This window comes from Streptococcus parasuis (assembly GCF_021654455.1).
Classification (GTDB): domain Bacteria; phylum Bacillota; class Bacilli; order Lactobacillales; family Streptococcaceae; genus Streptococcus; species Streptococcus parasuis.
This window is the reverse complement of record NZ_AP024276.1, coordinates 1,343,124-1,358,155: the sequence shown is the minus strand read 5'-3', so window position 1 is coordinate 1,358,155 and position 15,032 is coordinate 1,343,124. Positions and strand designations below refer to the sequence as shown.

Annotated in this window: 14 protein-coding genes and 1 pseudogene; 13 read left to right on the top strand and 2 right to left on the bottom strand. The window is 38.9% G+C overall.

Features of this window, described 5'->3' with window-relative positions; genetic code table 11:
* The first annotated feature begins 61 nt into the window (after positions 1 to 61).
* From L6410_RS06800 to L6410_RS06740, 13 genes and pseudogenes are all read left to right on the top strand, one after another.
* Entirely contained in the window at positions 62 to 760 is a 699-nt protein-coding gene (locus L6410_RS06800) for a M57 family metalloprotease (protein ID WP_237395176.1), read from the top strand.
* Between the two features lie 43 nt (positions 761 to 803).
* Complete coding sequence (locus L6410_RS06795) at positions 804 to 1,160, top strand: hypothetical protein (RefSeq protein ID WP_024391915.1); 357 nt, start codon at positions 804 to 806, stop codon at positions 1,158 to 1,160.
* Positions 1,161 to 1,267: 107 nt separating this feature from the next.
* The gene (locus L6410_RS06790; RefSeq protein WP_237395175.1) at positions 1,268 to 3,166 is read left to right on the top strand and encodes an ABC-F family ATP-binding cassette domain-containing protein; all 1,899 of its coding nucleotides are present in this window, start codon (positions 1,268 to 1,270) and stop codon (positions 3,164 to 3,166) included.
* Positions 3,167 to 3,362: 196 nt separating this feature from the next.
* A pseudogene (locus tag L6410_RS06785) lies at positions 3,363 to 3,839 on the top strand (DUF3955 domain-containing protein).
* Between the two features lies 1 nt (position 3,840).
* Positions 3,841 to 4,668 (top strand): putative RNA methyltransferase, encoded by an 828-nt coding sequence (locus L6410_RS06780; RefSeq protein WP_172025195.1) that lies wholly within the window; start codon positions 3,841 to 3,843, stop codon positions 4,666 to 4,668.
* A 24-nt stretch (positions 4,669 to 4,692) separates the two neighbouring features.
* On the top strand, positions 4,693 to 5,448 hold the full coding sequence (locus tag L6410_RS06775) for an epoxyqueuosine reductase QueH (protein WP_172017702.1): 756 nt from the start codon (positions 4,693 to 4,695) through the stop codon (positions 5,446 to 5,448).
* Positions 5,449 to 5,720: 272 nt separating this feature from the next.
* On the top strand, positions 5,721 to 6,008 hold the full coding sequence (locus L6410_RS06770) for a LapA family protein (RefSeq protein ID WP_237395174.1): 288 nt from the start codon (positions 5,721 to 5,723) through the stop codon (positions 6,006 to 6,008).
* 59 nt (positions 6,009 to 6,067) lie between these two features.
* Positions 6,068 to 6,433: a VOC family protein gene (locus tag L6410_RS06765; protein ID WP_172038554.1), complete on the top strand. Its 366-nt coding sequence runs from the start codon at positions 6,068 to 6,070 to the stop codon at positions 6,431 to 6,433.
* Positions 6,434 to 6,693: 260 nt separating this feature from the next.
* Positions 6,694 to 7,716, top strand: a complete 1,023-nt coding sequence (gene argC / locus L6410_RS06760; protein WP_237395173.1) for an N-acetyl-gamma-glutamyl-phosphate reductase — start codon at positions 6,694 to 6,696, stop codon at positions 7,714 to 7,716.
* Positions 7,717 to 7,728: 12 nt separating this feature from the next.
* A complete protein-coding gene (argJ, locus tag L6410_RS06755) occupies positions 7,729 to 8,922 on the top strand; it encodes a bifunctional glutamate N-acetyltransferase/amino-acid acetyltransferase ArgJ (RefSeq protein WP_237396730.1) in 1,194 nt (397 codons plus the stop codon).
* A gap of 15 nt (positions 8,923 to 8,937) precedes the next feature.
* Entirely contained in the window at positions 8,938 to 9,672 is a 735-nt protein-coding gene (gene argB, locus L6410_RS06750; RefSeq protein WP_024397390.1) for an acetylglutamate kinase, read from the top strand.
* 8 nt (positions 9,673 to 9,680) lie between these two features.
* A complete protein-coding gene (locus L6410_RS06745) occupies positions 9,681 to 10,808 on the top strand; it encodes an acetylornithine transaminase (RefSeq protein ID WP_237395172.1) in 1,128 nt (375 codons plus the stop codon).
* Between the two features lie 120 nt (positions 10,809 to 10,928).
* On the top strand, positions 10,929 to 11,585 hold the full coding sequence (locus L6410_RS06740; RefSeq protein ID WP_024391904.1) for a CBS domain-containing protein: 657 nt from the start codon (positions 10,929 to 10,931) through the stop codon (positions 11,583 to 11,585).
* A 225-nt stretch (positions 11,586 to 11,810) separates the two neighbouring features.
* Here the strand turns inward: L6410_RS06740 and L6410_RS06735 are convergent, their stop codons facing one another.
* Positions 11,811 to 13,352, bottom strand: a complete 1,542-nt coding sequence (locus L6410_RS06735; protein WP_172025192.1) for a response regulator transcription factor — start codon at positions 13,350 to 13,352, stop codon at positions 11,811 to 11,813.
* The gene (locus tag L6410_RS06730; protein WP_237395171.1) at positions 13,333 to 14,895 is read right to left on the bottom strand and encodes a sensor histidine kinase; all 1,563 of its coding nucleotides are present in this window, start codon (positions 14,893 to 14,895) and stop codon (positions 13,333 to 13,335) included. The genes L6410_RS06735 and L6410_RS06730 overlap by 20 nt, the downstream gene beginning before the upstream one ends.
* Positions 14,896 to 15,032 lie beyond the last annotated feature (137 nt).

Below are 15,032 nucleotides of genomic sequence, written 5' to 3'. Positions count from 1 at the left end.
TAAGAAAAGATTTAGAAAATTTAGCTATACTGAAGCCTATTTCCAGGTAGAGGTATAGTTTATGAATATTATTAAAAGTATTATTTGGTGGATTTGGCGAACGTTTTGGGGCTTAGTTTGGTTATCAATGGTGGTCATCACCTGTGGTTTGGGATTGCTGTTCTATTTTCAAAAAGATGCGGCCCCTCAAATGCTTCAAACATTGGCACAAGAAGTTCAATTGATGGTCAATGGACAATCAGAGGTATCTTTAGAAGAAGGTGTTGATACCATTAAACACCTCACAACTGATACGGTGAATACAGCCGATCATGGCCGTTGGGAAAGTAATACTGCGACCATTTATATCGAAACCCAGAATCCAACATTTGTTGCTGCCTATCAGACGGCTATTGCAAATTGGAATGCCACGGGTACCTTCACATTTGTTGTGACGACTGATCCGAGTCAGGCCGATATTATCGCAACTGAGATGAATGATGGAAATACGCAGGCAGCAGGCGAAGCCAATTCAACAACGAACTTACTTACGAATTATTATAGTTCAGTAACGGTTCGCTTAAATAGTTATTATTTGTTAAATGAACAATATGGTTATGATATGGATCGGATTGTTCACACAGCTGAACACGAATTAGGACACGCGATTGGTCTAGACCATGAAGATAATCAGACATCTGTCATGGAGTCAGCGGGTTCCAATCATGGTATTCAGCAGGCAGATATTGATGCAGTTGTCCAGCTTTATACTACGTATTGACTGATAATTGAATCATAAAATAAATAAAGGAGTCTATCTTAACATGTTTCGCAATTTATTAAAGCGATATCCTGAGCAAGCTCTACTATTTCTCTATAATGCCGGCATTTTTGCATGGCTGAAGACAAGTGGGCAGTCAATTATGAATCAATTGGGTGTATCATCGGACTGGGTGGAAAAAATTCCTGCCCCGGTGCGTGATTTGGCGGGGAACAGCCTTGCTGGAATGGAATCATTATTGAATTCCTCTGCATGGGGATGGTTGATTGTCTCGATGATACTGCTAGTCATCATTCGATTTGTGAAAGGCTTGATTAAGTTTATGATCATGGTCATCATTATTGTTGGTGGACTTTACCTGCTTTGGCAGAATAAGGAACTACTGAATGGCTTAGGTTAGAAAATGTGAAAATCACATGAAAAACAGCAACTGAAAAGTCGCTGTTTTTTGTTGAAATCAGAAAAAGGATTCCGCACTGTTACCCTAAATTATGGTACAATATTGCTATGATTATTCTAAGCGGAAACAAGATTGAGCGCTCTTTTGCGGGCGAAGTTTTATTTAACAATATCAACATTCAAGTAGATGAACGGGATCGGATTGCCCTTGTCGGAAAAAATGGCGCAGGCAAGTCCACCTTGCTAAAAATCCTTGTCGGAGAAGAAGCAGCGACTAGCGGTGAGATTTCTACCAAACGGGATTTATCCCTTTCTTATCTGGCGCAGGACAGTCGATTCCAGTCGGAAAATACCATTTACGATGAAATGCTCCATGTCTTTGACGACTTGCGGACGACAGAAAAACGTCTACGTGGTATGGAAGAGCAAATGGGCAGTCTGTCTGGCAATGAACTCGACCAGCTGATGAAGACCTATGATAGTCTGTCGGAAGAATTTCGTCTGGCTGGTGGCTTTAACTATGAGGCAGACATCCGTGCTATTTTGAATGGTTTTAAGTTTGACCAGACCATGTGGGATATGAAAATCTCTGAGCTCTCTGGTGGGCAGAATACTCGTCTTGCACTGGCAAAAATGTTGCTTGAAAACCCGGAATTATTGGTGCTGGATGAGCCAACCAACCATCTGGACATTGACACGATTGCCTGGCTGGAAAACTACCTAGTACATTACAAAGGAGCCTTGATCATTGTCAGCCATGACCGCTATTTCTTAGATAAGGTAGCAACGGTCACTCTGGATTTGACCAAGCATTCCTTGGATCGCTATGTGGGCAATTATTCTCAGTTTGTTGAGCTCAAAGAACAGAAGCTGCAGACCGAGTTGCAAAACTATGAGAAACAACAAAAGGAAATTGCCAAGTTAGAAGACTTTGTCCAAAAAAATATTGTCCGTGCTTCGACCACCAAGCGTGCCCAAGCTAGACGCAAGCAGTTGGAGAAGATAGAGCGACTGGACAAGCCAACAACTGGTCAGAAGTCTGCCAACATGACTTTCCAGTCGGACAAGACTTCTGGCAATATCGTCTTGACAGTGGAAAATGCTGCGGTGGGTTACGATGGAGACATTCTCTCTCAGCCTATTTCCATTGACCAACGAAAGCTGGATGCCATTGCTATAGTTGGTCCCAATGGAATCGGAAAAACAACCCTGCTCAAATCCATCATCGGAGCTCTGCCATTTATCAAAGGGGAAGCCAAGCTAGGTGCCAATGTGGAAGTGGGCTACTATGACCAGACCCAGTCGGCACTGACGCCCTCCAACACGGTCTTGGAGGAGCTCTGGTCAGCCTTTCCGACCACACCTGAAGTGGAAATCCGCAACCGCCTTGGAGCCTTTCTCTTCTCAGGTGATGATGTCAAAAAGTCCGTCTCCATGCTGTCTGGTGGGGAAAAAGCCCGCCTGCTCCTCGCCAAGCTGTCCATGGAAAACAACAACTTCCTCATCCTTGATGAGCCGACCAACCACTTGGATATCGACAGCAAAGAGGTCTTGGAAAATGCCCTCATCGACTTTGATGGCACCCTGCTTTTTGTCAGCCACGACCGCTATTTCATCAACCGCGTCGCCACCAAGGTACTGGAAATCTCGGAAACTGGCTCCACGCTCTATTTGGGCGACTATGATTATTATTTGGAGAAAAAGGCAGAGCTGGAAGCAGAAGCCCTGCCTGAACAGATAGAAACGGCTAACCAATCAACCGGAGCCATGGATTACCAAGCCCAAAAGGAAAATCTAAAAGAGCAACGCAAATTGGCCCGCCGCATCGAGCAAATCGAGGTAGAAATCGAGACTATTGAGAACCGCTTGAGTGAGCTCAACCAAGCCATGCTAGAAACCAATGACATTGGTTCGTTGACCGATTATCAAAAAGAAATTGACCAACTGACAAACCAACAAGATAGCCTCATGGAAGAATGGGAAGACTTATCGGAACAGCTTGGCTAGGTTGACAGGAAGTTGATACTAACCTAATACCTTGATAGGACAGGCTTGCAAGCAGGACTTGCGCTGGAAAAAGTCTGCCGCAATATGACCTTGCGGTCAAAAATGTTATTTGCAAGCCAGCCTTTCTTGGCAAAGATCGACCGACAAGCTAAGATAAAGTCAGGGCCTGCAAGCCAGGTCCTGAAAGGAGAAGGAAGTGAACTTTGGACAACAAATCAAAGACTTACGCAAGAAAAATGGTTTGACTCAGGAACAGTTTGCCCTCAAACTCAATGTGACGTGGTAGGCTGTTTCCAACTGGGAAAATGACAAAAACCTACCCGATTTGGAACTCTTGATTCTCATGTCCTCTGTCTTTTCAATCTCCCTAGATCAACTTATCTTAGGAGGAACTGACATGAACAACATGACAGAAAAACTAGTCAAGGACGGTCGCGAAGGCCGTCGTACCCAGATGCACCTGACCATTACCATTATCGGAAGCTTTCTCATGGTTTTAGGCCTAGTCTGCTTTCTCATCAAGGCCAATTCCGTCGAATATGTCGATGCCAACGGCATCCTGCATGAAAACTTCTACCTGCTCCCAATTGGCTACTTGCTAGTTTTTACAGGAGCCATTGCCACGCTCCTATCAGGACTAGCCCTGCACCGCTTTAGAAAAGAAAATACCTAACATGACCAAACATCCACGTTTTAGCAATAGCGACCAATTTTTCGCCTGTCCACATTGTGGGCAGGCTCTTGGTCTTGACCTCAACAGCCTCCGCTGCCCCAACCGCCATACCTTCGACATCGCCAAGCAGGGCTACGTCAATCTGGCACCCCAGGTCAAGCAGTCTGCCAACTACCACAAGTCTAGCTTTGAAAATCGCCAGGCCTTTTTAGAGGCAGGCTATTACGATCATCTCTACGAGGCTTTGGAGGGGAAAATAGCAGAGCTGGGTTTGCAGTCAGTCTTGGACATCGGCTGTGGAGAGGGCTTTTATTCCCGCAAATTAGCCGAGAAAATGGACTTGGACATTCTTGCTTTTGATATTTCTAAGGATTCCATACTCCTAGCAGCCAGATCTGACAGTACCAAGTCAGTCAAATGGTTTGTCGGAGACTTGACCAAGTTACCGATTCAAGACAAGACCATTGACGGCATCTTGGACATCTTTTCCCCAGCCAATTATCAGGAGTTTGCCAGAGTATTGAAAGTTGGTGGGGCTATTCTCAAACTGGTCCCAGGCCCCAATCACCTCAAGGAGCTCCGCCATTTAGCCAAAGACCAACTCCGCAAGGAGTCCTATGATAACCGTGATATAGTGGAGCATTTTAAGGCTTATGTGGGACAGGTTGAAGAGGTCTTTGTCAGTCGTACCCTGTCGATTTCTGTCGATCATGCTCAAGTATTGGCAGATATGACCCCCCTCTTTTTCCAAGTGGACCAGTCTAGGCTGGACTTAAAGCAGTTGACTGAAATTACCATTGAAGGTGTGCTCTTGGTTGGCTGGAAGTGAAAGAAAGGATGATTGTGAGGTTATATGATAACAGTTGAAGAGATTTTAACTCAATTATCGCCAAATCAAAAGGTCAATTATGACAAGGTTTTTCAGAAAATGGCAGCTTCATGGCAGTCATCTGGAATTCGTCCCAAGATTCTCATGCATGTTTGTTGTGCACCATGTTCTACCTATACACTGGAATATTTGACACAATATGCGGATGTTACTATCTATTTTGCCAATTCCAATATTCATCCAAAGGCGGAATACCAACGGCGAGCAGCTGTGACTGCACAGTTTGTCAGTGATTTCAACCAGAAAACGGGTCAAACTGTGGGTTATTTGGAAGCTGACTATAGCCCTCAGGAATTTTTCAAAAAAACCCAGCATCTGGCTAATGAGCCAGAGGGTGGAGACCGTTGCAAGGTATGTTATGATTATCGTTTGGACAAGACCGCTGAAAAGGCGGTTGAACTTGGTTTTGACTACTTTGGTTCGGCATTGACAATTAGTCCACATAAGAATGCGCAAACCATCAATGCTGTTGGAATTGAGGTGCAGAAGCTGTACGATACCCAATATCTTCCGAGTGATTTCAAGAAAAATGGTGGTTACCAGCGATCGGTTCAGATGTGTGAAGAATATGATATTTATCGCCAGTGTTACTGTGGCTGTGTTTATGGGGCACATGCCCAAGGTGTCAATCTCGTACAGGTAAAAAAAGAAGCCTTGGAATTTTTAAAAGAGCATAGAGACTACTCCCATATCCCATTTAAGGTGTTGGAGAAGGAGTGAAAATACACCATTTTTTTAATGGTTAAAAAGTGCACATTAACAGTGTATTTAATGCATTGTTAATATGATTTTTTCAGTTTAATCCAAAGATAGCTAGTCGGCACCACACCAGAAGCACAGGAAGAGCTGACAGCTTTTCTTGAAAAATGGAAATAGTGGTTTTAAATAGTAATCGATAAATTTTTCTTCAATTCAATTTGAGGTAAATTCAAAGAAGTCTTTCTTGCTATGTTTTGATTCTTATGCTAGACTGTCATAGTAGAAAAGGAGTTATGATGAAACAGAGATTATCACTTATTGGTTTATTGCTCGTGATTATTTTGACAGTTGTTCTTTCATTAGCCAATCGTCAAGAGGTTATTGTCAATTATTTGTTCGGTCAATTTCGTATGCCTTTGATTTTGGTTATAATTGGTTCGCTTCTCATTGGAATAGTCATCCAATACTTAATAGGCTTGACCAAAAATCTTTCATTAAAGAGTGAAATCAAGAATTTGAAAAAAGAGTTATCAGAATTACTTGCTCTACAAAACAAAGAAAAAACAGACTCATATAAATAGAGTGAATCAAATGTGGCCAGTTTATCAGCTTGCATTTGAACATAGTTTAAGGAGAATTCATGTTTACAAAAGAATTTGGTTTGATGTTGTACGTAGAAGACGTTGCTGCTGAGAAGGCTTTTTGGAAAGCAGCTGGTTTTACGATTTTGAATGAAGCTGAAATGATGGGCTTTGAAACATTCGACATGAAACCCCATGCTGAAGCATCTACAACCATTACAGTCTATGCAAAAGAGTTTATTCGTCAAGTATCGCCTGAAGTCATTGACATGACACCAAGTGTGTTATTTGAGTCAGATGACATTCAAGCATTGCAAGAGCGCATAGCTGCTTTGACGGATACATGTAGCCCAGTGAATGCTGAGCCATTCCCTAACTTTAATTTTGCTAGCCCAAGCGGACACTATTTTGCTGTAAAAGGCTAATCGTGTTCATATGATTTGTGTAAAAATACTTCTAGAGGAGAAGGTGGATCCTATCCACTCGCATTTCTAGGAGTATTTTTTTGTTTGCATAGAAGTTTGAAAATTTCCTGAAAATATCAGAATCATCATTCAATTAAAGTTAATCTGAAACTCCGAATGTTCATCCTTAAATATTTTTTTGTATTTTTATGCAACAATATGTTGACAAGTGTATAAAAATGCGATAAACTAGTCAGCATAATTACTATTGGAGGTATGGAATGAAAGTTTCGATTGTTGGTGTTACTGGATATAGTGGACTGGAATTGCTTAGAATATTGAAAAATCATCCGCATGTCGATGTTGTTTCTGTCCATGCCAGTAAAGAAGTTGGCCAAAGAATATCGTATATTTATCCACATGTAACGGATGGTTTCGATCACCATATTGAGGAGTTTAATGCAGAACGTATCATGGAAATTGCTGATTTAGTATTTTTTGCAACTCCCAGTGGAATTGCCAAAGATTTAGCTGCTGTCTTCGTCCAAAATCAATTTCCAGTCATTGATTTATCAGGTGATCATCGTTTACCTGCGGAAACCTATAAACAATGGTATGGAAAGGAACCAGCTAGTGAAGATGTGATTGCACAGTTTTCTTACGGACTGACAGAATTTTCTAATTTGACCTCTCAAAAATTTGTGGCAAATCCAGGTTGTTATGCGACTGCCACGGAGTTGGCATTGATTCCTTTATTACAGAAGAAAATGGTGGACCCAAGTAGTTTAATTGTTGATGCTAAGAGCGGTTTGAGCGGTGCTGGTAAAGTTCCAACCTCAGCAAGTCATTTTGTTCATATTCAGGGGAATTATGTGACATATAAACTCAATAAGCACCAGCATATTCCTGAAATTGTTCAAATGCTTCAACAATTCGATGAGCGAGTGGAGCATATTCAATTTTCAACGTCACTTTTGCCTCTTTCTCGTGGAATTGTTGTTACTGCATATTTGAAATTGGAAAATGAGTTGAGTGAGGAAGAATTGTTTGAGATCTATCAAGAGGCATATCATGATAAACCCTTTGTACGTGTCCGACGACACTTACCTGATTTACATCATGTGATAGGATCCAATTATACAGACATTGGTTTTGCTTACAACCCCACAACAGGAATTTTAACGGTTGTAGCAGTCTTGGATAATTTGATAAAAGGTGCAGCTGGACAAGCTGTTCAAAATATGAATCAATTATTTGGCTTTGAAGAAACAGCCGGTTTGCTCAATTTACCAACGTTTATCTAGAAAGGTTTGAAAATGAAGATTATTGATGGCACGATTGCGAGTCCCAAAGGTTTTACAGCTGATGGAGTCCACGCAGGTTTTAAGAAAGAAAAACTAGATTTTGGCTGGATTGTTTCCAAAGTTCCTGCCAGCGTTGCAGGTGTTTATACAACCAATCAAGTTATAGCAGCCCCGCTACTTGTTACCAAACAATCAATAGCGACAAAGCAACAGATGCAAGCAATTGTAGTAAACTCTGGGGTTGCAAATTCCTGTACAGGTCAAAAAGGATATGAAGATGCCTTGTTTATGCAAGAAGCAAGTGCAAACCAACTGGGGATTGAGAAAGATTTAGTTGGGATTGCTTCAACTGGTGTGATTGGGGAATTTTTACCCCTCCAGACTGTTGCATCAGGTTTAAAGCAACTAGACCTAGATGGTCATGCGGAACAGTTTGCTCAAGCTATTTTAACGACAGATACTGGAACCAAAACCATCACCGTTCAAGAAGAGATTTTTGGTTCTACAGTGACCATGTCTGGTGTTGCCAAGGGATCAGGTATGATTCACCCCAATATGGCAACCATGTTAGCCTTTATTACTTGTGATGCAACTATTTCAAGTTCGCTTCTGCAAAAAGCTCTGAGTGAAGAGGTCGAAACGAGTTTTAACCAGATTACAGTGGACGGGGATACTTCTACCAATGACATGGTCTTGGTCCTTTCGAATGGTTGTGCTACGTCCGCAGAAATTCAGGAAGGCTCACAAGAGTATGCACAGTTTGTTTCTATGTTGCATCTTGTGATGACAGAATTAGCTAAAATGATTGCCAAAGATGGCGAGGGAGCAACCAAATTAATTCAAGTAGATGTGACTGGAGCCACGACCCCACTTGCTGCACGGATGGTGGCTAAAAGTATAGTTGGCTCAAGTTTAGTCAAAACAGCCATATTTGGTGAGGATGCTAACTGGGGCAGAATTATTGCTGCAATTGGCTATGCAGGTGTTGAGATTGATCCTACCGCAATTGATATTGAGCTATGTGGTATTCCAGTCATGGCTGACTCAAGTCCTTTGTCGTTTGATAGCCAACAAATGCAAGAGGTTCTCAAAGGAAGCACCATTGACATCCAAGTTCATCTAAAGATGGGCTCGGCCAGCGGACGTGCCTGGGGATGCGATTTATCCTATGACTATGTTAAAATTAATGCTTTGTATCGGACCTAATTAGTGAGGTGTAATATGAAAAACAGTATCGTTATAAAAATTGGTGGATTGGCGAGCCAACAATTATCTCAGAGTTGCGTGAAGCAAATCAAACAATGGCACAAAGAAGGCAAACAGATTGTTGTTGTTCACGGTGGTGGCTTTGCAATCGATAAATTAATGGCAGAGCAACATCTCTCAGTTGAGAAGATTGATGGTCTACGTGTGACGAGCAAAGATGTCATGAAATTAGTGGAATATAGCCTATTTCAAATCGTTGGTCCAAGCATCACCAGTAGCTTGAACAATGCAGGATGCGATAGTATTCAAATCAAATCAAGTCTTGGAAAAATAATCGAGGCTGATTATTTGAATCAAGAAAAGTATGGCCTTGTGGGTCAGATTAAAAAGGTCCATACACAGCCATTAGAAGCAATTATGGCAGAAGGTATGATACCAGTGATTGGCTCAATGGGTGTTTGTGATGAACAATTGTTAAATATCAATGCAGACTACGTAGCCACAGCAATAGCGGTTGCCTTAAAAGCAGAACGTTTGATATTAATGACAGACGTACCTGGTGTGAAAGAAGATGGTGCAATCCTACCAACTTTAAATACTACTCAAATTGAAGAAAAAATCCAATCGGGGATTATTACTGGTGGAATGATTCCAAAAATAAAAGGAGCCAGTCAAACGGTTCAAGCGGGAGTTGAAACGGTACTCATCAGTGACAATCTGAGCAGGGGCACCTTGATTTGTCTAGCCTAGGAGGTCCTATGACAAAACTATTTCAAAATTACAAACGTGAATCCATTGAATTTATCAAAGCTGCTGGCACTTACTTGGTGGATCAGGAAGGAAATTTCTATCTAGACTTCTCTTCTGGAATTGGTGTCACAAATTTAGGTTTCCATAAGCAAGTCAAGCAAGCAGTTTCGGAGCAATTGGAAGCCATTTGGCATAGTCCAAATCTCTATCAAAATAGTCTCCAAGAACAAGTTGCAGGCTTATTGATTGGGGATGAAGATTATTTGGCATTTTTCTGCAATAGTGGAGCAGAAAGCAATGAAGCTGCCATAAAATTAGCTCGAAAATTCTCTGGTAAATCGGACATCATTACTTTTAAACAATCCTTCCATGGAAGAACCTTTGGTGCGATGTCAGCTACAGGGCAAGAAAAAATACAACTAGGTTTTGGACCACTTGTTGAAGGATTTCACTATGCGATTTACAATGATCTAGAGTCTGTAAAACAATTGGTCACCGAAAACACTGCAGCTGTTATGTTGGAATTGGTTCAAGGTGAGGGAGGTGTCATTCCAGCTGACAAGGATTTTGTTGCGGAATTAGCCCACTATTGTAAAGAGCAAGGCCTCCTCCTTATTGTCGATGAAGTACAAACAGGAATTGGGCGGACTGGAACGCTTTTTGCATATCAGCAATACGGTATTTCACCAGATATTATTACTTTAGCCAAAGGCTTGGCCAATGGTCTACCCATTGGAGCCATGCTTGGAAAGTCAGCTCTAGGAACGGCCTTTACCTATGGTAGTCATGGTACGACTTTTGGGGGTAATAAACTAGTATTATCCAGTAGTAAGGCAGTATTGGAAATCCTGACCGAAGATTTTCTAGCCAAAGTTCGTGTCAAGGCAAGCTACTTACAAGATCAATTGGCAAACCAGCTTGGTAACTTACCAACAGTAGTAGCCATCCGTGGGCTTGGTTTGATGCTGGGAATCCAAGTTACTGGTGATTTGGGCACAATAGTCACACAGGCACGAAAGAATGGTCTAATCGTCTTGACGGCTGGAAGTGATGTGATTCGTCTCTTACCCCCATTAACCATTACAGAAGAGGAGATAGATAAGGCCGTTTCTATTTTAGCCGAGTGTTTATCCTGAAAATCGTCTGGAAGGTTGAGAAAAGAAAACACGAAGTATTTTCAATTATTTTTACAAAACATTGAAATCGTTTTCGCTTTTGTGTTATAATGAATCCATAAGAAACTAAGGAGGTATCTCATGTCTGTTAAAGATTTTATGACTCGAAAGGTTGTTTACATTTCTCCAGATACAACGATTGCTCATGCTGCTGATCTCATGCGTGAACAGGATTTGCACCGTCTGCCTGTCATTGAAAATGATAAATTGGTCGGCTTGGTGACTGAGGGAACTATTGCAGAGGCAAGTCCTTCTAAAGCTACTAGTTTATCTATCTATGAGATGAACTATCTACTCAATAAAACCAAAGTCAAGGATGTCATGATCAAGGATGTGATCACTGTTTCAGGTTATGCCAGTCTTGAAGATGCTACCTATTTGATGTACAAAAATAAAGTGGGTATTCTTCCTGTCGTTGACAATGACCAATTATATGGTGTGATTACCGATCGCGATATATTTGCTGCATTTTTACAAGTCTCTGGTTACGGTGAAGAAGGAGTTCGTGCTCGTTTCATCGTCGACAATAAAGCTGGGGAATTGGAAAAAATTATTCGTCTGGTTTCGGACAAAGAATATAATATCGTCTCAACTGTACAAATTGCTACTAAATCAGGAAAAGTAGTCATTGAAGTACAAATTGAAGGGAAGGTTGATCTAGAAGAAGTTCGGTCACTCTTTGAAGATGCAGGAATTGAAGTTGACAGCCTCGTTCCAACAGTCGCAAAAAATATCTAAAGGTCAAGATTTTTCTTGGCTTTTTCTTTTGGTCAACGATATAAAATCAATGGATTAATTATTGATATCCGAATGATCAGTAGCTTTGAGGCACTATATTATGAGATTGATTGCTGAGATAGATAGCTAAAAAAGAATGGAGATGAGTACTAATTTAATAGAATTCATCTCCATTCAATGATTCACAATTTAAGATGGTAGGAGTAGTCAATATTGAATGTCTTGCTAGATATGTATAGAATGGTGTTGTCGGAATTCAATCGGTGAAAAACCGGTATTTTTTTTAAATGTTTTAGAAAAATATGAATAATTATCATATCCTACTTGATCTGCAATAATATATACTGTTGCAGTGCTATTTAATAAAAGTTTTTTAGCTTCTTCAATTCGCTTATCTGTAATATAATTAATGAGAGTTTTACCTGTTTCATGTTTAAATAATCTTGCAAGATGATCTGGGCTAATAAAAACTAAATCGGCAAGCACTTTACGATTTAATTCTTCGGAATAGTGATGGTCTATATAGTCGATAATAATTTGTGAAAATGTTTGTTGTGATTCAAGTAGTTTAATATAATCACCAGCTGTATTACTATAAAACTCAATGTATTTCAGCCAATCTTCAATGCTGTTAAAACACCGTTCTTGATAATAATCATGCATTTTAGTCTGAAATAGTTTATGTGCTGAGATTCCTTTTTGATCTAATATGACACTGATTTTTTGTAAGATATCTAATTGCATTCTCTTTAACCATGAAGTCGGAAACAATCGATTGTTTTTTAAACTAGGGTATTGTTCAAATAAAAACGATGATAATTTACTGTAAGATAATAATGTAGAATCCGCAGGTAATATACTAATATCTGAATGAATGGTTTCAGTCTTATTATCAACTGTATATATGGCGTTCTGATGCCCAATGTATTCATAACTAAAGTTATAGAGAGATTGCGTATTTGATAGAATTGATTCGAGATTTGAAAGATTACCCAGAAGAATTTGAATTGGATGATTGAATTTTTCAGTTAAATAAACTTGAAGCTCTGAGAAAAATTCACTTTTCTGAAGATGAGTGAATGATTTGAAAAGGAATAAATACCTTTCAGCATATTGTGGTATTTTTATGGACGTAGCCAGCTGATATTGAGTGTGTGTTTTAGTAAATGAGTGAATAGCCTGGGTTAATTGTCGAGTCCAAGACAATGTTATTTCCTGATTATTTTCATAAGATAATTGTAAGGTAAGGATGATTGGTTGTAAGCTATTATTTGAAATATTTTTAGAAATGGCATCCTCTAAAAACAATTTATCATCATGAGATGCAGGTTTTCTTAGATATTCAAACCAAAATATTTCTTCGTTTACAGGTAAGGTTTTCGACTCTTGTTTCTTTTTTCTTATTTTAGCGATTGCTTTTTGGATAATAAGTCCAAATTTTTCATAATCAATTGGCTTAAGATAATATTCAAAACTTTGTAATTCAATAGCTTTTTGAGCATAATTAAAATCGGCATAATTGGTTAGAAAAATAGCTTGCGTTGAATAGTTTTCTTGCCGAATCCAAGCTAAAAGCTCTAAACCAGATCCTTGTGGCATTTCAATATCGCTGATAAGTAAGTCTATTTCCGTTTCTTTGAAAATTCTTTGGGCTTGTCTCATGCTATATGCTGAAAATACCTGATTAACACCAAAACCTTTCCAATCTATTTTTTCATTAAGGGCTTGGATAATGTAGGAGTCGTCGTCAACGAGTAAGATTTTCATTCGTAGCTCCTTTCTTATTTTGATTTGGTAGTATCAATTTTATCATAGCCCCACCTTCAGGTTTATTCATAAAATGAATGTAATAATCCTGTTGATAGAGACTATCCAATCGTTCATATGTGTTTGTTAAACCGATATGCTTCCCATCTTTAGTAATTAAGGATGTTCGAGATTTTAATTTTGACAAAATATTGTCTGGGAATCCTGGTCCATTATCTTCTAACACGATTCGGTAATAATCATTTTCTTCGGTGACTGAATCAATATTCAACCGTACTGAAAGTTTTGTGTCCATTGAGAAGCAATGTTTAAAAATATTTTCTACAAATGTTTGAAGAATAAGCGGGGGAATAGAATTGTTATATACTCTTTCTGCTATTTCCACTTGAAATGAAAAACTATTTCCGTAACGTAGTCTTTGAACTTGTAAGTAATCTTGGATATGTTGGATTTCATCTTTTAATAAAACAAAATCTTGATCGGTTTGAAAAAGGTAACGAAAATATCGTGATGTTGAAAGTGTTAATTGTTCAATCTCTTCATAATGTTCCGTTTGAATCATTCCGTGAATCATACTTAGGATATTTAAATAAAAATGGGGATGAATTTGATTTTTTAAATAGTTCAATTCAATACCTTTTTGTTTTAATTTTGAATTGAAAATGTCATGTTTGAGCATCTGAATCTCGTTGAAAAGAAAGTTAATTTGATTGTTAGCATCATCAATTTCTATGATACCCTCCTTATCAAATTCGAAATCTTCAGGATTTGTTCCTTGTAAATGTTGGAGTAACCTCTTCATAGGGGAAATGACTCTTTTTTGAGTATAGAATAAGCTCCAGAATGCTACTATCGAAATGATTAGAGGAAGTAATAGGATTGAGAATTGAAGCATGAGGACATTCCGAAAGGCATCTTGGTAATCAATATTTACATATATATTAAACGGCAATTTTGTTGCTTTTTTATTTGCAATGACTGTTTCATATTTGGAAAAACTTGTATTGTCTAATAAGGACGTGTTTTGTGGAGCATCAACTGAGATACTTCCATTATCACCAATTTCAATTTCATTTAAAGGTTTAAGTATCGCATCAATAGGTGTGATAGAATACAACTTTTTTTCTTTATAGGAAACGACTTTGTAAATATAATGTTGTTGATCAATTGTGGTGATATTCCAAGAATTGTAGTTGGAGTAATCCTCTTGTTTTGTTGATTTAAAAAATTCTTCAATCTTTAAAAATTCTGAATAAGAGATATGTAGAGGGGAAATGTTTATCAAATCTGATGATTGTTTCTCTTGTATAAATAGTGAAAAATCAACCTTATTGTATGTTTCAAATTCTTGAACATGTGATCGTATTTTTTGTAAATTTTTTATGTATTGATCCTGTTCAGCATTCAACAGGAAATCATCTAACGATTCATCATTTATCACAGTCCAGTATAGAAACCGTTCTTCGGAAGTTAAATCTTGTTTTAATGCGCGAGTAAAAATATTTAAGGTGCTCTCAATCTGTGAAAGGTTCTGTTTCTTCATGCTACTCAAATATAAAGAACTAAGAATACAATTTAATATGAAAACGATGCCAAAAATAGTTAGAAGCAACTTAGAAAGATAATCTAGAGATTGGTTTTCATTTAATTTTTTTAGATAATGGAACAATTTCATAATAA